At 38.2% G+C, this 21,985-nt stretch carries 19 protein-coding genes; 8 read left to right on the top strand and 11 right to left on the bottom strand.

Going from position 1 to position 21,985, the window contains the following annotated elements; genetic code table 11:
* Positions 1-10: 10 nt before the first annotated feature.
* Genes waaA through ACWIWK_RS08100 form a run of 3 tightly spaced genes read right to left on the bottom strand, consistent with a single transcriptional unit; the run spans position 11 to position 3,915 of the window.
* Positions 11-1,297, bottom strand: a complete 1,287-nt coding sequence (waaA, locus tag ACWIWK_RS08110) for a lipid IV(A) 3-deoxy-D-manno-octulosonic acid transferase (protein WP_454152294.1) — start codon at positions 1,295-1,297, stop codon at positions 11-13.
* On the bottom strand, positions 1,298-2,416 hold the full coding sequence (pyrC, locus tag ACWIWK_RS08105) for a dihydroorotase (protein WP_454152293.1): 1,119 nt from the start codon (positions 2,414-2,416) through the stop codon (positions 1,298-1,300). It abuts the gene before it with no gap.
* A 26-nt stretch (positions 2,417-2,442) separates the two neighbouring features.
* The gene (locus ACWIWK_RS08100) at positions 2,443-3,915 is read right to left on the bottom strand and encodes a phosphomannomutase/phosphoglucomutase (RefSeq protein ID WP_454152292.1); all 1,473 of its coding nucleotides are present in this window, start codon (positions 3,913-3,915) and stop codon (positions 2,443-2,445) included.
* Between the two features lie 125 nt (positions 3,916-4,040).
* Between ACWIWK_RS08100 and hisC the strand changes: the two genes are divergently transcribed.
* From hisC to ACWIWK_RS08060, 8 genes are all read left to right on the top strand, one after another.
* The gene (gene hisC, locus ACWIWK_RS08095) at positions 4,041-5,141 is read left to right on the top strand and encodes a histidinol-phosphate transaminase (protein ID WP_454152291.1); all 1,101 of its coding nucleotides are present in this window, start codon (positions 4,041-4,043) and stop codon (positions 5,139-5,141) included.
* Between the two features lie 52 nt (positions 5,142-5,193).
* Positions 5,194-6,903, top strand: a complete 1,710-nt coding sequence (fliF, locus tag ACWIWK_RS08090) for a flagellar basal-body MS-ring/collar protein FliF (RefSeq protein ID WP_454152290.1) — start codon at positions 5,194-5,196, stop codon at positions 6,901-6,903.
* Between the two features lie 19 nt (positions 6,904-6,922).
* Positions 6,923-7,954: a flagellar motor switch protein FliG gene (gene fliG / locus ACWIWK_RS08085; protein ID WP_454152289.1), complete on the top strand. Its 1,032-nt coding sequence runs from the start codon at positions 6,923-6,925 to the stop codon at positions 7,952-7,954.
* On the top strand, positions 7,947-8,744 hold the full coding sequence (gene fliH, locus ACWIWK_RS08080; RefSeq protein ID WP_454152288.1) for a flagellar assembly protein FliH: 798 nt from the start codon (positions 7,947-7,949) through the stop codon (positions 8,742-8,744). The genes fliG and fliH overlap by 8 nt, the downstream gene beginning before the upstream one ends.
* Before the next feature lie 2 nt (positions 8,745-8,746).
* On the top strand, positions 8,747-10,693 hold the full coding sequence (gene dxs / locus ACWIWK_RS08075) for a 1-deoxy-D-xylulose-5-phosphate synthase (RefSeq protein ID WP_454152287.1): 1,947 nt from the start codon (positions 8,747-8,749) through the stop codon (positions 10,691-10,693).
* A 189-nt stretch (positions 10,694-10,882) separates the two neighbouring features.
* The gene (locus ACWIWK_RS08070; RefSeq protein ID WP_454152286.1) at positions 10,883-11,320 is read left to right on the top strand and encodes a pseudoazurin; all 438 of its coding nucleotides are present in this window, start codon (positions 10,883-10,885) and stop codon (positions 11,318-11,320) included.
* Positions 11,321-11,442: 122 nt separating this feature from the next.
* The gene (mog, locus tag ACWIWK_RS08065) at positions 11,443-11,979 is read left to right on the top strand and encodes a molybdopterin adenylyltransferase (RefSeq protein WP_454152285.1); all 537 of its coding nucleotides are present in this window, start codon (positions 11,443-11,445) and stop codon (positions 11,977-11,979) included.
* Between the two features lie 63 nt (positions 11,980-12,042).
* Positions 12,043-12,372, top strand: coding sequence for an HIT domain-containing protein (locus tag ACWIWK_RS08060; protein WP_454152284.1), 330 nt, complete (start codon positions 12,043-12,045; stop codon positions 12,370-12,372).
* A 119-nt stretch (positions 12,373-12,491) separates the two neighbouring features.
* On the opposite strand, the gene lpoB is transcribed toward ACWIWK_RS08060, so the two are convergent.
* The 8 genes from lpoB to ACWIWK_RS08020 form a co-directional block, all read right to left on the bottom strand.
* A complete protein-coding gene (gene lpoB, locus ACWIWK_RS08055) occupies positions 12,492-13,799 on the bottom strand; it encodes a penicillin-binding protein activator LpoB (RefSeq protein ID WP_454152283.1) in 1,308 nt (435 codons plus the stop codon).
* 51 nt (positions 13,800-13,850) lie between these two features.
* The gene (locus ACWIWK_RS08050; protein ID WP_454152282.1) at positions 13,851-14,255 is read right to left on the bottom strand and encodes a hypothetical protein; all 405 of its coding nucleotides are present in this window, start codon (positions 14,253-14,255) and stop codon (positions 13,851-13,853) included.
* Positions 14,242-14,403 (bottom strand): hypothetical protein, encoded by a 162-nt coding sequence (locus tag ACWIWK_RS08045; protein WP_454152281.1) that lies wholly within the window; start codon positions 14,401-14,403, stop codon positions 14,242-14,244. Before ACWIWK_RS08045 ends, ACWIWK_RS08050 begins: the two co-directional genes overlap by 14 nt.
* A gap of 21 nt (positions 14,404-14,424) precedes the next feature.
* Positions 14,425-16,308, bottom strand: coding sequence for a BspA family leucine-rich repeat surface protein (locus ACWIWK_RS08040; protein ID WP_454152280.1), 1,884 nt, complete (start codon positions 16,306-16,308; stop codon positions 14,425-14,427).
* A gap of 84 nt (positions 16,309-16,392) precedes the next feature.
* Positions 16,393-18,333: a BspA family leucine-rich repeat surface protein gene (locus ACWIWK_RS08035; protein ID WP_454152279.1), complete on the bottom strand. Its 1,941-nt coding sequence runs from the start codon at positions 18,331-18,333 to the stop codon at positions 16,393-16,395.
* Between the two features lie 62 nt (positions 18,334-18,395).
* Positions 18,396-20,054 carry a BspA family leucine-rich repeat surface protein gene (locus ACWIWK_RS08030; protein WP_454152278.1) on the bottom strand — a complete coding sequence of 553 codons (1,659 nt, stop codon included), beginning with the start codon at positions 20,052-20,054 and terminating at the stop codon, positions 18,396-18,398.
* Between the two features lie 684 nt (positions 20,055-20,738).
* Complete coding sequence (locus tag ACWIWK_RS08025) at positions 20,739-21,428, bottom strand: M15 family metallopeptidase (RefSeq protein ID WP_454152277.1); 690 nt, start codon at positions 21,426-21,428, stop codon at positions 20,739-20,741.
* A 58-nt stretch (positions 21,429-21,486) separates the two neighbouring features.
* Positions 21,487-21,945 carry a hypothetical protein gene (locus ACWIWK_RS08020; RefSeq protein ID WP_454152276.1) on the bottom strand — a complete coding sequence of 153 codons (459 nt, stop codon included), beginning with the start codon at positions 21,943-21,945 and terminating at the stop codon, positions 21,487-21,489.
* Positions 21,946-21,985: the final 40 nt, after the last annotated feature.

Genomic DNA, 21,985 nt, shown 5'->3' with positions numbered 1-21,985 from the left:
AATCATTAAATTATCCAATCAACATAAGAATCTCTTCTAACCCATTTTCTCTAAAATGCACGCTTGATTGTGGCAAGGATTTATAATGAAGCAAAGCATTGCTAAGCGCATTTAAATCTATGAGTTGCGCTCCAGAAACGCAAGCAAAAAGTGCTTGTTGGTTAAAAATATATTTCCCGCTAATAAGCCTATTGCCAAAAAACGCAGGCTCAAGTGGATTATGTCCACCGACCTTTGGCACAAATGAGCCACCAAGCACAACCACATCGCTAATAGCATACATATTGATAAGCTCACCAAGCGTATCTAGCACAATCACACTCGCATTTTTTGAATCAAGTCCATCAATTTGACTAAAGCGCGCAAATGCTACATTACGAGATTGTAGCATTTTACACACCTCGATAAATCGCTCTGGGTGGCGCGGTGCAAGAATAAGTAATGAAAAAGGCTCTTTTTTTTGAAGTTGCGAAAATGCACGCAAGATACATTCCTCTTCGCCTTTATGTGTGCTTGCCCCAAGCACGACAAGTTTGTTTGGTTTATCATAATTTTTTGTTGGTTTTGGAGGATTGAGCATTTTAAGATTCCCAAATACACTTACATTGCGTGATTTAAACGATTGCAAACGCTTTTTGTCCTTTTGACTTTGAGCAAGCACCACATCGATATATTTGAAAATCCCCGCATAAAACTCTCGCAACCGCTGATAACTTTTATAGCTTCTATCTGAGATTCGCGCATTAAGCAAAAAAGTCTTTGCCCCTGATTTTTTTGCCACAAAAAAGAGCATTTTCCACAACTCTGCCTCCATAACCACGAGGCTTTTAAGTTTATCAAGTTTGCCTTGCCACAGCGGGAGAAAAATCTCAAAAGGCAAATACTTCACAAATACGCGTGTTGGATATTTATCGCTAAAAAGTCGCCTTGCTTCTGCATTCCCTGTGTGTGTAATGGTAGTAATCAAAATAACACAATCGCTTTGTTGCGTTAAAAGTGCATTGATAATAGGCTCTAGTGAGCGCACTTCGCCAAACGAACACGCGTGAAACCAAAAATGTGGCTCAACCAAAAGGCTTAAATGCGAAGCAAAAAATCGCTGCGGGATAGAATCTTTATGCTTGGAGCGCAAACTTGAAGCTAAAAATATAGGAATGCAAAACACATATAAAATCGCACAAAGCAAAAAATACACAAGTGGAAAGCGAAGTTTTTTTCTCCTTTTGGCTCTGAGTGCGTTGCTTTTTTTTACCTTAGGGTGCGAAGATTGTATGGAAGCAAAATCTTTTGGGCTCATTTAGCTCTCCTTAAACCCACACTCTAATCCACCAAAAAGCACAGAAATGTTATCACTACCACAGGGCACAGACTTTGGAATCTCCCATATTTCGTTTTTTAGCGTGATGACTTTCGCTCCCACCCCATTTGCCTGCAAATGCGAATCTATAAAGTTTTGGAGTTGATAGTTACTCATAGCGTTATCACTCACAAAGGCTTGGAGATTAGAAAGTTTATCAAAATATGCAAACGCACTTGCAAGGACGCTCAAAAGTATGGGCGCAGAAAAAATACCGCCCGGTGCGTGAGATGAATATTTTTGTGAGGATAAATGTGGCGCGGAATCTGAACCAAACGCAATTTTTGGATTGCCACTTAATGCGATTTGCAAAAGCGCGTCCCTATCTCTTGGGCTTTTTAACATTGGCTTACAAAATAAATCAGGGCGCATTAACCCACCCATAACATCATCAAGGCTTAATAAAATGTGGTGCAAGCTCAGTGTGCCATAAAGATTCTCAAACTCCTCTAGTAGCGTAAGTGAGCGAGAATCACTAATATGCTCGATGATGATTTTTAGCTTTGGGAAGGTTTTTGCCAAAAAGGCAAACACAGGCAAAAACTCAAACTCTCTATCTAAACAATATCCTGCGCTCTCCCCGTGAATGCAAAGTATAAAGCCCAAATCTTGCGCGTAAGCTAAAATTTCAAGGAGATTCTCGCCAAGCACTTCTTTTATACCACTTTCGCTACCCGTAGTCGCACCTTTTGGATAAAGTTTAAGAATCTTTAATCCACTTTCCTTAGCCTTTTTAAGCTCATCTTTACTAAGAGTTTCTGTGAGGTAGAGACTTACAATGGGGAAAAAATCTTTAATCCCATTTTGATTTGCAAGGTTGAGAATTGTATCTTGGTAATCTAGTGCTACGGAAGTATTTGTAAGTGGTGTTTTTAGATTTGGCATTGCGAGGCAGGACACAAAAGCGCGCGCACTAAATGGCAAAACGCTCTCCAGCATTTGTCCCTCGCGCAGGTGTAAGTGCATATCAAGCGGATTGCAAAGTGTGATGTCGCCAAACTCTCTAGAGCGCAAAAAATCCCTTGCAAAACTCCCTAAAAACTGCTCATATACGGTCAAAATCACTCCTTAAGTTTAATAAAGTCTTACTCACAAGCCCGCAAAAGGGTAAGCATTGCTTGCTTGTATGTCAATGCCATCTCCTTAGTGTCTGCTTCAAATCTGCTCACAAGCACAGGTGTGGTGTTGCTCGCACGCAGTAATCCCCAGCCATTAGGGAAAACAACACGCAATCCATCAATATCAATAATCTCTCTAATTAGCGGAAAATTACTTATATCAATATTTGTAAGCTCCTTTGGCATAGAGGGATTGTTTGATTGCTGCACACTTTGAATCGCACACAACATTGCCTTTAGATTCTCAATAAGGATAAATTTTTGCTCCTCTGTGCTTTGTATCTTTTCTTCTGGGGTAGAAAACATTGCTGGGAGGGATTTTATTTGAGTTTCTATCTCTTTAGGGCTATGGTGCAAAAAGAGTTCTAACGCCCTAAAAGCCGAATAAATAGCATCATCATAGCCAAAATATCGCTCTTTAAAGAAAATATGCCCACTCATTTCAGCAGCCAAATGGGCGTTTAACTCTTTTAGCTTGACTTTTAAATTTGAATGTCCTGTCTTATACATCACCGCCTTGCCAATCTTGCCAATTTCATCATACATTACACTCGAGCATTTCACTTCGCCAACGACAATGGGTTTAATCCCGCGTGAAGCCATTTCCCTTGCAAATAAAATCGCTAGCTCATCGCCCTTGTAGCTATAATTTTCGCTCAACAACGCTAATCTATCCGCATCACCATCAAAGGCTATACCAATAGGGATTTGTGCGTCTTTCATTGTGCGCTTTATATCGTGCAGATTCTCTTCTTCACTTGGGTCTGGGTGATGATTAGGGAATGTGCCATCTGGCTCAAAAAATAATGGTGTATAAGAAATATGGAGAGAATCTAAAATATCTTTGATTGCCACACCAGCCACTCCATTGCCACAATCAACGGCGATTTTATAAGGAAAATTACGCAACGATTCAAATTGTGTGGTTAAAAAATCAATATACGCTTGCAACGCACCAATTTTGTGAATCTTGGGGCTTTTAGATTCCCTAAATGGGTGGTTTTGCAATTCGCTTACAAGTTTTATGCCAAGATTTCTAATCTGCTCTCCATAAAATGGTGCATTTTGCAAGGTGATTTTAAAGCCATTGTATTGTGGTGGATTGTGGCTACCTGTAATCATTACGGAATTTTTGCAAGTAACATTATCTATTGTATTAAATGTTGCAAAATATGCTACAGGCGTGGGAATCAATCCTAATTCATACACCTCAATCCCCTCGCTCTCAAAGCCACTTTTAAGCCAAGACAATAAAATTGGTGAATGCGTGCGAGCATCGTAGCCAATGCTTATGCACTCCTCACCACGCGCCTTTAATTCTAATCCAAGTATGCGCCCAACATTAAACACAACCACTTGATTTAAGTCCTTTTCAAAAATACCACGAATATCATATTCCCTAAAAATCTTCATAATATCGCTATTTTGTGTTTCTAGCATTTACGCTCCCTATGAAAGTTAATCTATAAGTGTAAAATTTTACAAAAACTTTAGCAGAAATTAGATACAATCAAGCATTTTTCACACTAAAGCCTTTGAAAATTTTAGAACAATAAAGGATTACAATGCGTTTTAACCCACTTTTAGATTCTATCGCGCCTTATGAAGCTGGCAAGCCCATTGAACTTGTAGTGCGCGAATATGGCATAGCGCGCGAGGATATTATCAAACTTGCCAGCAACGAAAATCCATACGGCACTTCACCAAAAGTTATCCAAACTATTCAACAATATGTCGGCAATATGAGTCTGTATCCCGATGATTCATATTACGAGCTAAAAAACGCGTTAGCACAAAAATTTGGTGTGGATTCTACAAATCTTATCATTGGCTCAGGAAGTGATGAGATTATCGAATTTTGCCTGCACGCTGTGCATAGAGAAACTGCACAGATTCTCCAAGCGGGCGTAACTTTTGCAATGTATAGCATTTATGCCAAACTTTTTGGCTACAATGTGCTTAAAACCTCTGATAATGCGCATAACTTAGAGCAATTTTTGGATATATATAAGCAAAAAAAGCCCAATGTCATTTTCCTCTGTGTGCCAAACAATCCACTAGGAGAATGTTTGCGCGCCAAAGAAATAGAGGATTTTATCACTCAAATCGATGAAGAATGCCTTGTGGTGCTCGATGGCGCATATCAAGAATATGCAAGCTACAAAGACAATGCTTGCGCACTCAATCCCGCCAAACTTATTCAAAGATTCCCAAATGTTGTGTATCTTGGGACATTTTCTAAGGTGTATGGACTTGGTGGAATGCGTGTAGGCTATGGTATCGCGCAAAGCAATCTCATACAAGCCCTGCATAAAGTGCGCCCACCATTTAACATTACCACACTAAGCCTAAAGGCAGCGATATGTGCGTTGCAAGATGAGGAATTTGTCCAAATGACATTAGAGAGTAACTTTAAAGAAATGATTCGCTATGAAAACTTCGCAAAAGAGCATAGAATCGAGTGTATCCCATCTTATACAAACTTCATTACCTATATGTGCGAGGGTTTCCAATCTCATAAGCTATGCCAATGGCTACTAGAGCGTGGGTTGATTATAAGGAATCTTGAAAGTTACGGATTAAATGCTTTTCGTGTAACTATCGGCAAAAAAGAACAAAATGATAAAGTTTTGTTACAAATTGCTAATTTTTTTGCTACACTTTGATTTCATAAATGCTATTTCTAAAGCGTAAATTCTAAGACTAAAGGAGTGGGAATTGAATTTTCAGCTAATTTTGGAACAGATTGCCAAGCTACTAGGACGCGTTAATAAACGCCAACGAATCATCATCTTATCGACATTTATTTTCCTCATTTTATTTTTGACTTTTCTTGTGGTCTTTCGTTTTGAGGAAAATACAAATGAATACGAGGGTTACTCGGTGCTCTTTAATGGCGTAGATGCCAGCGATAGCGCACTAATTATCCAAAACCTCCAGCAAAATAAAATCCCTTATAAGATTCCGAATGAAAACACAATTTTAGTGCCAAGTGATAAGGTTTATGAACAGCGTATAAGCCTTGCTTCACAAGGGATTCCCAAACAGGGCAAAAAAATCGGCTTTGATGATTTTTTAGAAAACAATAATCTTGGTGATACAGATTTTAGAGAGCAAACAAAATACCAACTAGCCGTAGAGGGTGAGCTCACAAAAACCATTGAAAGCATTACAGCCATAGAATCTGCTAGTGTGCTTATCGCTCCAGCAGAAAAGTCTGTCTTCGCCAAGCAAGCCATACCTCCTACGGCTTCGGTGAAAATCCATTTGCGACAAGGAATGGATTTGACACAATCTCAAGTTTTAGGGATTAAAAATCTTGTTGCCGCTTCTGTAACGAGCCTAACTCCAGAACGCGTAAAAATCGTCAATCAAGATGGCGACTTGCTAGGCGAAGTCAATGAAGCAAGCGAGCAGCACGAAATGATGAAACTCGCTGAGCAACAACGAAAATTTCAAATCAATCAAGAGCGAGCGTATGAACGCAAGATTATTGAAGCCCTAAAAGATATTGTAGGCGATGAAAGTCGCGTGAGAGCACAAGTAAGCCTAGAGTATGACTTCAGCCAAGTCAAACAAACCCAAGAAATTTTTGGTAACAATGTTATCGCCGCAGAACGCAACATTGAAGAACACGAAAAAGGTGTAAAAGAAGCCCCAATCGGTGGCGTGCCCGGTGTAGTAAGCAATATTGGTCCTGTGCAAGGCTTAGAAGATACCAATATCGTCAATGAAAGAAGCAAGACTGATGAGCAAAAGAACTATGTCGTTGATAGGACGGTAAGTGAAGTAAAAAGCCCTATTGGCAAACTCTTGCGCGTAAGTGCTGGTGTGGTGGTTGATGGAAGTTACCGCGAAATCGTTGATGAAAATGGAGTGCAAAAACTTGAATATATCCCGCGCACCGAACAAGATTTAAAAGAAATTGAAGAAACCGTAAAGGCGGTAATTTCTTTCAATGAAGCACGAAATGACTTTGTCAAGGTAACAAACTTTGAGTTTAATGCCTCAACGGCTGGATACAAACCAAAAGAGGCTTGGGAGAGCTTTTCAGATACGATTGAAAAATACCTCTCACCATTTATGCCACTTATTAAATATCTTATCGTTGCTGTGGTCCTATTTATCTTTTATAAAAAGATTGTTGCACCATTTGCTGAGCGAATGCTTGAAGTCCAAGAAGAAGAAGATGAAGAGGTTGAATCGCTTCTTGCCCTTGATGATGATGGCGAGGAGGATTTAAATCGCTTTAGTGAGTTACGCAAGCGGGTAGAAGACCAGCTTAGCGGAGGTTCGTTTAATGAAGATGAAGTCAAATATGAAGTGATTTTGGAAAAAATGAGAAATGTAATACAAGAGCGTCCAGAAGAAATCGCGGCATTATTCCAAACACTCATTAAAGATGAATTAGAAGTCAATGTAAGCTAATACTTAAAAGAGGTAAAATATGGCAGTAAATCTCACCCCAAGACAAAGAGCGCAATATGATGAACTCTCAATGAGTGAAAAAGTTGCAATTTTGCTTATTCAGCTTGGCGATGAAATCACAAGTGAAATTTTCCGCCACCTCGATATAGATTCCATTACAGAGATTTCTAAGCAAATTGCACAGCTTGGCAGTATGGATAAAAGCATTGGTGCAGCTGTTTTAGAGGAATTTTACATTATATTCCAATCCAACCAATACATTAACACAGGTGGTATGGATTACGCACGCGACTTGCTTATCAAGTCTTTAGGACCAGAGGCAGCAAAGGCGATTTTAGACAAACTTGCAAAAACAATGCAATCGGCGCAAAACTTTGCCTATCTTGCAAAAATCCGCCCACAACAACTCGCAGATTTTATTATTAACGAGCACCCTCAAACCATTGCGCTTATCTTAGCTCATATGGACGCTGGTAGCGCAGCTGAAACACTTGGATATTTTAATGACAATTTACGCGCAGAAGTTGCTATTAGAATGGCGAATTTGGGCGATATATCTCCAAATGTTGTAAAAAGGGTTTCAGCTGTGCTAGAAAATAAACTAGAATCTCTTACTACTTACAAAGTCGAAGTTGGTGGAACTCGCTCGGTGGCAGAAATATTCAACCGACTCGGACAAAAAGCGGCAAAAGCGACTATCGCACATATCGAGCAAATCGATGCCCAACTTGCCACCGAAATTAAAGAGATGATGTTTACCTTTGAAGATGTTAATAAACTTGATAATAATGCGATTAGAGAGATTCTCAAAGTTGCGGATAAAAAAGATTTAACACTTGCACTAAAAAGTGCCGATGATAGCTTGAAGCAAAAATTTATGGCAAATATGTCGCAAAGAGCGAGCGAGCAATTCATCGAGGAAATGCAATTCTTAGGTGCAGTGCGCGTGCGTGATGTAGAAAATGCACAAAGAAAAATTGTCGAGGTGGTGCAAACTCTCAGCGAGCAGGGTGTAATCCAACTAGGCGAACAGGACGATATGGTTGTTTAATCAAGAAAATATCATCAATCAACGAAGCGTGAGGAGACACGATGTGAGTAAATATGAGTTTAAGACCGTCGTGCTTGCCGATAAAACAGAAGCAAATATGGAATCTGATAATGGCGAAGGAGCTGTGGATTCTATCCCTCAAGCACCGCTAATGGCTGCGTTAGAAAAGGAGCTAATCGACACGCTTTTGCAAAAAACCGATGAACTCTCTTCATCGCTTGCTAAGTTGCAGTTGCAATTTGAAAAACTCCAAACTGAAAGTGAGGAGCGCATCACAAGTGCCAAAGAAGAAGGATACAAAGACGGCTACACACAAGCAAAAGAAGATATTAAAAAAGAGTTAGAAGATGAGATTAACGCGCAGAAAAAAATCATCATAGATTCGATAATTACCCTTGAAAATACACAAAAAGACGCCCAAAACCATATCCAAGAATTAGAAAAAGAACTTAGCGGGATTGCGGTGGATATTGCCAAAGAAGTGGTGATAAAAGAAATCGAGGATAATAGCCAAAAAGTTGCCCTCGCCCTTACAAAGGAACTCTTAGCTTCTATTATCGATGCGACAAATATCACTATCAAGGTAAATCCACAAGATTACCTCTACTTAAAGGAGGAAATTAAAAAAGTCCAAGACAACGACCTTCAAAAAGTTAATATCATATCTGACCACGCAGTAGCGATGGGAGGTGTGGTAATAATGAGCAATCAAGGCAACATTGATGGTAATATTTTAACCCGCTATAAAAATATGAAACAATCAGTGCTTGAAAATATGCGTGATGAATAACGATGACAAAGAGCAAACAGCTAGATTCTAACATTTTACAAGATGAGTGTTTAGCACAAAAATCACAAAATACAGAATCCCTACTCCAAAACAAATCCAATAAAGCAAAAAAAATGCTTGATTCTAAGCGATTGAGCGCGATGAGTATAGCTGAGCTAGAGACCGTTGCGCAAGGTATTCGCGCAAAAATTTTACAAACGGTCAGCCATAACGGGGGACATTTAAGCTCTACACTTGGTGCGGTTGAGCTTATTTTAGGAATGCACACTGCGTTTGATTACAAGCAAAACCCCTTTATTTTTGATGTCTCTCATCAAGCCTACGCACACAAACTCCTCACAGGTAGGTGGGAAGATTTCCATACACTGCGCACTTTTGGCGGTATTAGTGGATTTTGCAATCCCACAGAATCAAATGCTGATTACTTTATCGCTGGTCATAGCTCTACTTCACTATCCATTGCGCTTGGTGTGGCAAAAAGCTTCCACTTAAGGAAGCAAAAACGCATTCCAATCGTGCTTATTGGCGATGGGAGTATGAGTGCTGGGCTTGTGTATGAAGCGTTAAATGAACTTGGCGCGCGTAAATATCCCGTTATTATTATCTTAAATGATAATGAAATGAGTATCTCAAAGCCCATTGGAGCGATAAGCAACTACCTCTCACAAATGCTTGCTTCCTCACCTTATCAAAAAATGCGCTCAAAGTTTAAACAAGCTCTCTCTAAACTACCGCAAAGTGCCTCGTATCTAGCACGGCGATTTGAAGAATCAATTAAACTCATAACGCCCGGCTTGCTCTTTGAGGAGCTTGGGTGTGATTATATAGGACCTATTGATGGGCATAATATCGAACTTATCATCTCCACGCTAAAAAAAGCTACTAAGCTAAAAAATCCTGTCATTATCCAAGCCAAAACCACAAAAGGCAAGGGCTATGAAATCGCTGAGGGCAAATTTGAAAAATGGCACGGCGTGAGTGCCTTTGATTTGCAAAGTGGTAAGCCTATCCAAACTACCACAACTCCAAATCCTACAAAAATTTTCTCTCAAACTCTGCTAGAAGAGGCAAAGCAAAATCCAAAAATCGTGGGTGTAACGGCAGCTATGCCAAGCGGAACGGGTCTAGATTCTCTCATTGAGTTTGATTGCACGCGATTTTGGGATGTAGCGATTGCTGAACCACACGCCGTTACCTCAATGGCAGCAATGGCAAAAGAAGGCTTTATACCATTTGTGGCGATTTATTCGACATTTCTCCAACGCGCTTTTGACCAAATTATCCACGATACAAGTATTATGAACTTGCCTGTGCGCTTTTGTATTGACAGAGCGGGAATCGTAGGCGAAGATGGCGAAACTCATCAAGGACTGCTTGATATTGCATATTTGCGTATAGTGCCAAATATGGTGCTTTTTGCTCCTCGCGATAATGACACCTTGCGTGAAGCGGTGAAGTTCGCTGTGTCTTGTGATTACGCGCCAAGTGCATTTCGCTATCCGCGCGGAAGCTTTGTGCTATCGAGCGGAGATTACGCGCCAAGTGCATTTACTCTTGGCAAAGCAGAGATTCTCGCACAAGGTGAGGATATTTTACTCATAGGCTATGGGAATGGTGTAGGCAGAGCAAATGAAACCTATAAGGCATTAAAACAAAAGGGATATAATCCAACCTTGCTTGATTTGCGATTTATTAAACCGCTCGATGAGCACTTACTCCACAATCTCTTACGCACACACAAGATGGCTTTTGTATTTAGTGATAGCTATTATTTAGGTGGTGTGGGAAGTGCCATTTTAGAATCTATGGCAAAGGCAAATTTACAAACACCACTTAAAAGTTTTGAGCTTGATGATAAATTCGTCCCGCACGGCAACACAAAACTTGTAGAAAAATCTCTCAACCTTAGCACGGAATACTTTCTCTCTATAATCTTGCAATCCATATAATCGCTAAAGTGCTTACTATGCGAAATATTGTGTTTTATTTAAATTACATAAATAATGGCAAAAATTACTAAAATGATTTTTTTGTAATTTTTTATGCAAAAATATACGAATTTTTAATAAAAATATTGTAAGATTGTAGTAATTGCTATCATAAAAAGTAGCAAGAATTTCACTTACAAAGGACAGAAAATGAAAAAAGCTGTTTTGATGACACTTTTGATTGGTTTTAGTTCGCTTTTTAGTGCGGAACACACAGTAGAGTTGCTTAACAAAGGCAAAGATGGGGCACAAGTATTTGAGCCGGGCTTTGTGTATGCACAACCCGGTGATACAATCACTTTTGTAGCTACTGACCCGACACATAATGTAAAAAGTGTGGTTATCCCTGCTGGAGCACAAGATTTTAAATCTCCCGGTGCGACAATGAAAAAAGGCGAGAAGTTTAGCGTTGTCCTAAGCAAAGAGGGCGTGTATGTGTATGAATGCACTCCTCACACAGCGATGGGTATGGTTGGAATCATTCAAGTTGGCAAAGCCACAAATGCAGACAAGGTTAATGAGAGTGTATTTAAGCAAAAGAAAGCCCAAGAAAGACTTTCTTTATACGCTAAAGAAATCAAAAAATAACCTTAAAACTCAGCAAGCAAGTTAGATTCTCTAGCTTGCTTGTATAAACTCGCTCTTATATACCTCACATTAAAAATTACTCTCTACAATACAATAGAACAGCTTGGCATTAAGGAGAAGTAATGGATACCCCACAACCTATAAAAATCGGCATTTTAGTCTCTTCGGATAGAGCATTTAAAGGCGAATACGAGGATATTTCTGGCATAGCGATTAAAGAAGTGCTAAGTGAGTTTATCAAAAATCCGTGTGAGTTTGATTATAGAATCATAAGTGATGATTTTGCACCATTGCAAGAAGCAATGCGTCAAATGTGCGAATCTCATTGTGATTTAGTCGTTACCACAGGGGGCACAGGTCCAGCTCCACGCGATATAATCCCAGAAGTAACCCAAAGTGTGTGTGAAAAAATGCTACCCGGATTTGGCGAGCTAATGCGCCAAGTAAGCCTCAAATATGTCCCAACGGCGATTTTATCAAGGCAAAGTGCTGGAATCTGCGGCAAAAGCCTAATCCTCAACCTACCCGGCAAACCAAAAAGTATCAGGGAATGCTTGGAGGCTGTGTTTCCCGCGATTCCATATTGTGTGGATTTAATCGGTGGTGGCTACATTGTAGCAAATGAGGAAGTTATCAAAGCTTTTCGCCCAAAATCCTAAAATAATTTGCTTATGGTGCGATTATTGCTTTTAGATTCTCTATAAAATAACAAAGGATTGCGTATGAATATATTTGAAAAAATCGTAGCTGGAAAAGTCCAATGCAACAAAGTTTTAGAAAATGATGACTATTTGGCGTTCTATGACATTGCGCCTAAGGCGAGAGTGCATATACTCGCAATCCCTAAAGTGTGTGTGAAAGATTTGCAAAGTGCTAGCCCAGATGTCTTAAAGGGTTTGTGTGAATTTACAAAAGAAGTGGCACAAACTGTGGGGCTTGATAAGACAGGATATAGAGTCCTAACCAACATCGGCGAAGACGCCAACCAAGAAGTGCCATACTTGCATTTTCACATACTCGGCGGAGAAAACCTTAAAGCACTTGGATTTTAATAGAATCTAAGTGCCTTTAATCTCAAAATCCCCTCACCTTTGATTACATTTCCCCAATTCCTAAATGCTCCTCAAATAACAATATGTGGCGAATGCCACCTAAATTCACCCAATCCACTTTATAATCTCCATTGCAATCCAAGCACTAGCCACCCAAAGCCAGATGTCAAACTATAACCACCAAAAGGGAAGTTGTAATTAAGTTCGTATGTAAATCCCATATTTTTGTTGATATACCATATCCAACCAAGTTTCAAAGTCGCATCAAACGCATCTAATTTGCGCTCTACATTTACCTTTTCCATTTTATTACCGCTAGTTGCGTTGATTTTTATATTTATCTTTGAATCAAAACTTTTATTTACGGCAACACCCAAATAAAAATGAGATTCTTTGTTTTTATTTGAAGAGAAACGCCAATATTTTACTATTTCTCCACCTACTTTTTGCACCCAAACCACACTTCTTATATCCAAAGTGCGCATATAATAGCCATCCAAATTAAATTCACTTTCATTTGCTATGTCAATAGTAGAATTATATAGCGCATTTATCGCAATGCTAGAGTTATCCATATTGCGCAAATATCCCATTCTAATATTTAGTGGGAATGTATTTAGATTGCTTTCATCGCCATTCCCGATAGGATGGTTTCTACCAGCATCTGTATAAAATGTCCCTATATCCAACAACCCCTTATTAAACAACCCTATATCAAAACCAAAAATAAGGTAATTTTTGCGATTCGTCTCATATTTCACTAATTCATCTATTGCGCTATTTGCGGTAGATTCTTGTGAATCTGTGGGTTTTGATATATTGAGATTCGCGTTAAAATTTGCCACTTCTTTTTTGGGGAGTTTTTTAGAGATTTGCTTAGTATCCGCCCACCGCACCGCACCTAATTGCAAGTCTGTGAGCGTGAATGAAAACACATATTCGTTGATTTCATCATCGCCTATTGCTTTGGTGCGTTGTGTGATTTTGCCTGTAATTGCGTATTCAGGTGCGGATAAGTTGCCCTCCTCGATTGTGGTGTATTGATTATACTCGGCATTTTGGCGCAGTTTGCGCGAATCTTTAATGATTTGCTCGATTTTTTTATCTCTCCCCGCATTTACGATGACAAATTTCCCGCTGTTGCTTAAATGCCTTGTCAGCTCGTTTGCAATGATTTCAATGTCAATGTTGTCATTGGTTTTGTTTTCTATCGCGCCGATTGTTAAGACTTTTGGCTTATTTTGCTTTTTTATAGTTGGGTGATTTAGTAGTGAATCCACTTGCTTTTGTAGCATATCGCCAATGTCGTGATTGTCCAACCCAAAGCTAACAAAATCGCGTGAATCCACATATTGTGGTTGATTTGTGCCACACGCGATAAAGAAAAGTGCCAAAAATATCACACAAAATCGCAAAGTCCGCTTCATTGTGCCCCCTTTTGTGAATCTATTGTGATTTATATAAAGAATTCGCATAGATTAGTAAAACATTTCATCATAGTTTGTAATTTCAAGTTCGACTTTACCATCATCGTCATATCGCACATTGTATTCAATATCACGCTTGCGATAAGGCACTTCCATAATCCACACTGTCGCTTTGCACGATGTTTGTCTTTGTTTTGTATCTATGGATTTAGTAGCAATATTTTCAATTCTTTTATCTATTTGGGCTGCCAAATCCAAATTTTCTTTATAAGATAATTTAGGATATTTTCCTCTATATTCATCTGCTAGTTTTGTGGTGAAGTCATCTGCCATTTGATTCATAGCTTCTTTATCATCACATTGTGGCGCACCGCTAAATCCACTAAACGCGATACTTATCAGCAAAGCTGTCCCGCTAACCACCCCTATTCTAACTATTGATTTAAGCTGTATCATTTTTTCTCCTTATCATAAACCAACCTCGCAATAACGAATCTTTACGCGAATCGTGTGCTGAATCTTTTGGCGAATCTTTTGCCAAATTTTGCTTTGAATCCTGTGCTAAATCTTTACTTGCACCAAAAATTTTATCAAAAAGCCCCATTTTGAATCCTCTTTTAAAAATTTAATTGCCTTTACAAAAACGATATATGTCAAGTGCCACGCCAAATGCAGTAAATATAGCAACGGCAAACATAAGATAGTTAAATCTCTTTTGATTTTCATCACTTACAAGTTCAGCGACTTGTTTTATCGTTTCTTTTAGCTCATCGTGTGTTTGTGCCACAAGATACGACTTTGACATTTCACGCCATATATCAAGGACTACCTTATTTTTATCCACAGGGTCTTTTTGATAGTATTTTAAATCAAAAGCGCAAATGTCTTTATGGACTTTATGTAGTGTATCATTTCTCCAAAAACAAAGAAAATCAAGCGTTTTGCCCCAAAAATTTTTTTCTTTATATTCACTTGCCAAAGTGTTTAGTTGTTGCATTTTGGCTTTATAGGCTTTGGCTAAAATATAAGCGTTTATAATGTCTGAAATTGTATTGCTATTATCGCCAATGTTTTCATTTTGCGATTTATTGATAATAAGCATACTCGCATCAGCAAGATAAAATTCCAAATTATTATCCTTGCTTATCGTGTAAGGTTTGTCATACTCGCTCGTCTCATCGTCCCCGTTAATTTCATTAAAGTCTTTAATGTTACTAGATTGATAAATTTCAAATTTATTGATATTTTCAACCTTATCAAGCGGACTAGTATCATCTATTGTTATAACGAAATCTATATCATCAAATACCCTGCAAAACGCATATTCAAAATCATCAATATCTGCTTTTATGATTTTATCCTTGCCGTTTTTACTCTCGTTGTCTTTTCCTAAATAAACTTTATAGTTGTTTAAAATGTTGCGCGGTATCCAGCTGCTTTTATTAACTACAAACCCCTTATTTTCGCTTAAATTTTCGCAAATTTTTTGAATTAAATCACTATCTTTGACTTGACTAATTGTAAATTTAGCAATATGTTTCAATTTGCGTTTGGTTTCTTGTTTTTTCTCATCAATACTTTGAGTTTTTGCTGTTTTTAAGATTTGCTCTAATTTGCTACCTTTGATAATATTATCAGTATTGCAATCCGCTGGTATTTGCCAATCTTGCAAAAAGTTTATATCTAGCGACTTCGTATCGGCAAACATTCTTCTCATATTTTGCGCTTTGCCTAGCTTGTCGCCCCACGCACTTAAATCTTGATTGAAACTCTCTGCCTTATTAAACATACTTCCTAAATTCACAGCATTTGACAAATCCCATTTATCCAAAGGCTGATTAAACGCCTTTGCGCCCATAAACATTGTAAAACACTTCGTTACGCTAGACATAATCCAATGATTTATGGGCTGATTGAATCGCTCCGCATTCCAAAACATCTCCCAAGTCCAACCGACTTTATCCATTTTCCATTTCTCGCCAAAGGGCTCTCCGCCGTTGTTGAAACTCTTTGCTTGAGAAAACATTCTTATCATATTTGTCGCACTGCTCGTATCCCAATGCGCCCCAATGGGTCTATCGAAACTCTCCGCACCCCAAAACATCGCCTCAAAAGTCCGCACATTTGCTATCTTATCGCCCCATTGTTCGATTTTGGCATTGAATGTCTTGCACTGCGCAAAACACAGCTCAAAGCCCACGACACCGCTGACATTCCAATCCTCAATGCCATCAAAATCGCTCCGCGCACTTTTATAAAACAACGCTTTCATATTTGTAACTCTGCTCGTGTCGATTCGCCTTAAGCTAATGAGTTTGCCCGTATCATCATCAACGCAATTTACTAGCATTTTAAGCTGTTTTTTATCGGGCATAAACTGCCCTTTGTCATTTTGCGGGATAGATTCACGCGCTAAAAATTCACTTAAAGATAATTTTGGAGTAGATTCAGGCAAATCTGCGCTTGAATCACCGCGAATCTCTACATTTTCTACATTTTCATTTGTCATTGTTTATCCTTTGTGTTGAAATTAAAATATGGCGAATCTTTATTTACACCAAAAATTTTATCAAAAAGTCCCATTTTATGCCCTTTATTTTAGCAGATTTTGTATCACAGGAATTGCAGCCAAAATTGCACCAAGCAAAGATAAAAACCCAATTATAACCGTTGCAATAGCTATTTTAGTATTCAAACTATTTCTAGATTCATTCTCCCTCTCCCTTATCTCATCACTCACAAGCTGTGCGATTCGCGTAATCGTCTCTTGCAATTCCTTATGCTTATCATTTATCTTATATCGCTTTGAGAGTTCCTCCCAAAATTCCACCAAAGCAGAATTATAAACCAGCACAGGCGTATCTTGGTAATATTTCAAATCAAAAGCACAAATCTCTTTATGACATTGCATTAGATTCGCGCCTTTTGTGCTTCGTGCCATTTTGTTAAAATCATACATTTTGCTTTCATACGCCTTTGCAAGTATCAAAGCACCGATGATATTTAGGATTCGATTGCTATTTTGCGTATCTTTGTTTGTGTTGCCATTGTAGATATACATTTCATTGCTATCCTCCAAACTAATATGCAAAGAATTGCTTTGGTAATGAATCTTGCGCTCCCCAAAATCATAATCTTCATCGTCATCATCAAAAGGTTCTTGTTTTATTATCAGCGTTCGTTTATCGTGCTTTTTTAGTGCGTTTTGCGAGATATTAAGGATATTTTCCTTATCGCCCACTTCTATCATAAAGATATAATCAAAAACTTTATAGCAGATAAAATCCCATTTGCTCTCATCTGCCTTGCAAGATTTATCGCCTTGCTTTTTAGATAGATAGATTTCAAAAGATTGTCGAATATTTTTTGGTAGCCAACTATAAAGCTCTTTTCTATCGCATTTTTGCCACTCTTGCGGATTTACAAACGAATCTAGCGCGTTTTTGTAATCTTTGTCAATGAGATTTTTATCATTTTTGACAATTTGATAGATTCTAAATTCTTTTATGTCGGAGGCAAGTTGATAGGCTTGTTTGACTGAATCTATCGCATTTTGGCTTGAATCTTGCAAAATTTCTTTTTGTTGTTCTTTGCCATCGCTGATTTTAGTTAATTTAAGCTGTAATGGACTGCCTTTGATAATATTATCAGTATAGCAATCCGCTAATATTTGCCAATCAAAAGTTTGATTTAGCGACTTCGTATTGGCAAACATATATTCCATACCTTTTACTTTACCTAGCCTTGTCCCCCACGCGCTTAAATTTTGATTGAAAGATTCCGCACCATAAAACATTGAGTAAAAAGAATCGCAATTTGGCATATCCCATTTATCAAGTGGCTGATTAAACGCCTTTGCATTTCTAAACATAGACCAGCATTTTTTGATATTTGTCATATTCCACTCATTTAGTCCGCCTGCGTTGAAATTATCCGTATTGTAAAACATTTCCGCGCTTAAATCGACATTGTCCATCACCCAATTTTTGCCAAAATCTTTTCCGCCATTGTTGAATTTTGTCGCAAAGCAAAACATCGCTCTCATATTTTTAGCACTTTTTGTGTGCCACTTTTCGCCGATGGGTTGATTGAAATTGTGCGCGTGAAAAAACATATAATAAAACCCTTTTCCTTTGCTGACATCCCAACCGCTAATGTCGCTATTAAAATATTCCGCACGACTAAACGCATAAGCAAATGAAGTTACATTTGAAGTATTCCAATCCTCAATCCCGTCAAATTCCTCTTTTGTCCTTGTGCTATTTTCAAATAACCGATTCATACTCGTAATGTCTCTCGTGTCGATTCGCTTTAAGCTAATAAGTTTGTCTGTCTTCTCCAAGCAATCATCTGTGCAATTCACCAAATCTTTGATGTGCCTACTCTTTGGGATAAATTTACCGCTTTTTTCATCTGGTTTTAATCCGCTTTCGCGCATAAATTCGCTTAAAAGTAAAGTTTTTGGAGTAGATTTGGTTGAATCTACACTCAAATCACCACGATTCTCTACATTTTCTACATTTTCATTTGTCATTGTTTATCCTTTGTGTTGAAATTAAAATATGGCGAATCTCATCAAAGATTCGCCAAAAAGTTTTACTTGTCATCATCATCGTCCCAATCCTCATCGTCATAGCATTCATCCTCGTCCTCATCGTCTTTTTCCACTGCTTCAATCAATTCAAAGCGACAATTATCACTTGCCTTTGGCAAATCATCTTTGTATTGTTTGGCTTCTTTGATGAGATTCCCACAGCCCGACTCTTCATATTTGCTTTTTGATTTTTCAAGATCAATTACTTTGATGATTTTAGTGATAATGTCCTTGCTATCGACTTCTACCCACCAATACTGCCCATAAACGCCAATACATATATTTTCAAATGCTTTTTGCGTAGCACTAAACGATTTGCCTAAAATGTCATTTGTGCTAGTGGGTTGATAGCCCAAATAGCAATTTTCATCTTTATATGGGATAGATTCCAGAGCGTCTATTTTGGTGTCAAATACGCCCAAAATTTCATTTATTTTGTCGTCATTGAGCGTTGCTACTATCGCTAAAAACGAATTTTTGCATATAGATTCGCATTGCTCTTTATCCATACCGATAAAAAATTTCAAATCACTAGCACTAATCGCATTTGGGCTATATCCTATCACAGCTTTATAATTCCAATTATCAGATTTTGCCAAATCAGCCATTGCTGTAAGTTTGTCGGGGTATTTTTTGTGAATCTCCATTATCCTATCATAATGCAATTCAACCATATATGCTTCTTTGCGCTGTTCGCCAATCACCAAAGCGTCAAAGACATTCAAATCAATCAAATTTTTTGAGTCATCAAAGTTTTTAAGCCACCAATTTGGCAATTTTAGCGTTTTGCGCTGTGATTGTGTTAGATTTTTAAACACCTTTTTTATATCATCGTTAGAAACCTTTGAAATATCCCACGAATCAATATTTTGCATAAAAAACTTTGCATTATCAAACATATTTTTAATCTCTACCACTTTTGAAGTTTTCCATTTGTCTAATGGCTGATTAAAGGCAGAATGCGCAAACATATTTGACATATATTTCACACTTGAAACATTCCATTTATCCAATGATTGATTAAAAGCCGAATATTCAAACATACCGCTCATATTTGATACATTTGAGACATTCCAATTATTTATCGGTTGATTGAAAGGCGTATTGCAAAACATATTTGACATATCTTCGACATTAGAAGTATTCCATTTATCCAATGGTTGGTTAAAAGGTGTCCTGTAAAACATATACTCCATACTAGCAACCATTGAAGTATCCCAATCATTTAGCGGTTGATTAAATGGTGTGCTACTAAACATTCTGCACATATTATCTACCTCACAAACATTCCAATTACCTATCGGTTGATTAAAAGGTGAATTTTCAAACATATTTGCCATAGTGCAAACGCTTGAAGTATTCCATTTATCCAATGGTTGATTAAATGGAGTATTGCTAAACATACAATACATATTGCTTACACAAGAAACATTCCAATCATTTATGTTGTGATTGAAATATGAATCATAAAACATACCCTCCATACTTACGACATTTGAAGTGTCCCATTTCTCAATCCCGCTAAAATCCGTGCGTTCGCTATCATTAAAAAGATATGACATATCAGCAATCGCACTCGTATCAATGTCGCCTAAATGTATGCTCAAATCATCTACCAACTCTTTTAATTTGAGTTTTGTTTTTGGACTATATTTTGCCATTTTGCACCTCCATTTATTTTTTGCGTCTTTTTCTATCGCCTTTTCTTTGTGCTGTCGTCCTAGATAATCCTCGCCTAGTCCTATTATCACCTCTTATCGGTCCTCTTGCTGAACTTTTTGATTTTGCCATTTTTTGTCCTTTCTATATTTTGAAATTTTATTCGCCTTTTGGGGCGAATCTGTCTTAACCGCCGACTTAAAATCCAAAAGATTGCTTTGCCATTTTTGGTGTGCGAATCTAACAAGCGCGAAAATATAAACTTAAGTAATCATTTGGATTCCTTTGGTGTGGTGTGAAGTTTTGTGGATTGCTTCGTTGCGTTCGCTACGCTCACGCGCCTCGCAATGACGGGATTTTACCAGTCCCCTTAATCCCCATCCGCAATGGTGGGGGAAATAATAAAGTGGCTTTTTAAAATTTAATGCGCGAGTTTGGAATAAGTGGTGTAAAAAATCAGTTAAATAAAGGGTATGGCCCCCCCCCGATAAGCGTGTAGAATGCGAGAATCTAGCATATCAAATCTCTTGAATCTAACGGATTGATTTATAAGATTTTGCATAAATTTTTGCCTTTTTTGAAGTTTTTAACAATTTGCGAATTTTAACTTAAATCAAATTAAAAACTTCTTAAGGTTTTACATATCGTAGCCAAATTTGATATAAGATGATTTCCAAATCTCACATTTAAGGTAAATCAAGCAATGGATATGTTTCGCGGATTTGAGATGTATCAAGCGGGAGAGAATCTCGCGTAAAGTCCGCTTCATAATGCCACCACTCGCTTTTAATCCCCCTAAATCCAGCCTCTTTCATTATCGCTTTTAGCTTCTCTCTATTGGCGCATTTTTGCGCCTCTGCTTTGGTGCATTTATAATCGCTAAACGCCTTTTGACTAAACTCATCAAACTCGCTAGGCATCGCTAAAATCTCGCCATTTTCATCTGCTAATCCCACATCAAGCGCGATTGCTCGCGAATGATTTGAGCCATTTTTATATGGATTTGCCACGAATCGCTCATCGCTCATCTTTTCCCACGCTTTTATTTGCGCACTCTGCGGACGGAAGCAGTCAAAAAACACAATTTTTACGCGCTCTTTGCTTGCAATCTCGCTAAGCCTTTTTACGCGCTCGCCCAAATCATTATGCAAAAAGCATTTATCTAATCCAAAATGTTTGTAAAGATTCACACCCATAAAATTATCTATCGTGCCATAGCGCAAATCGTGGATAAAATTACTCGATTGCGCTTCAAATAGATTTGGGTGCATAGGATTAGCACATATCGCACACGCAAACGCACAACAAATCACTACGATTCGCTTCATTTTTTGCCTTTTAGATTGGGCTTTTGTTTTTTTGGTGCTTTCGCTCACTCACACTCTTTGCAGTATTTCACAACGCTCTTTAAAGCCAATCCTTGCTAAGTGTAGATTATTTTTTCTCATACAAGCTATGATGCCAAATGCTAAACCCAACCAACGCCACGCCAGAGGCGATATGTAGATTTCGTGCGAAGTTACCTTTAAAAAACGCGCTCCCCACGCATACAAGCAGTGAAGCACTCATTCCTAGCTTTGCAAATTCCCTTTTAGATTCTACCGAAGTGAGTAGCTCTGCGACTTGCAGGGTTTTTAGGCTTAGGCTTGAGGTTTTAGAATCGTTTGATTTTGCCCCATTTAAGTGTGTCGTGCCACTCTTTGTGCCATTGCTTACACTAGGCTTTAGGCTAGATTTTAGCACGCTAGACTTACTTGCGGTATTTGTGGTATTTTTTGCTTGCAATGTGCGCGGTTTTTTCGCGCTAGATTTTGTGCTTGATATGCCCTTTGTTTCGCTCTTTACGCGAGATTTTGCAGGGCGTGAAATGCTTGCTTTATTTGTTGTATTCATTATTGCTCCTTATGTTGTGATTTTTTTGTTTTTCCTAATT

It is taken from the genome of Helicobacter sp. 23-1048 (assembly GCF_053654545.1).
Note: the sequence above shows the minus strand (reverse complement) of the source record. Positions and strands in the feature narration are given on the sequence as shown.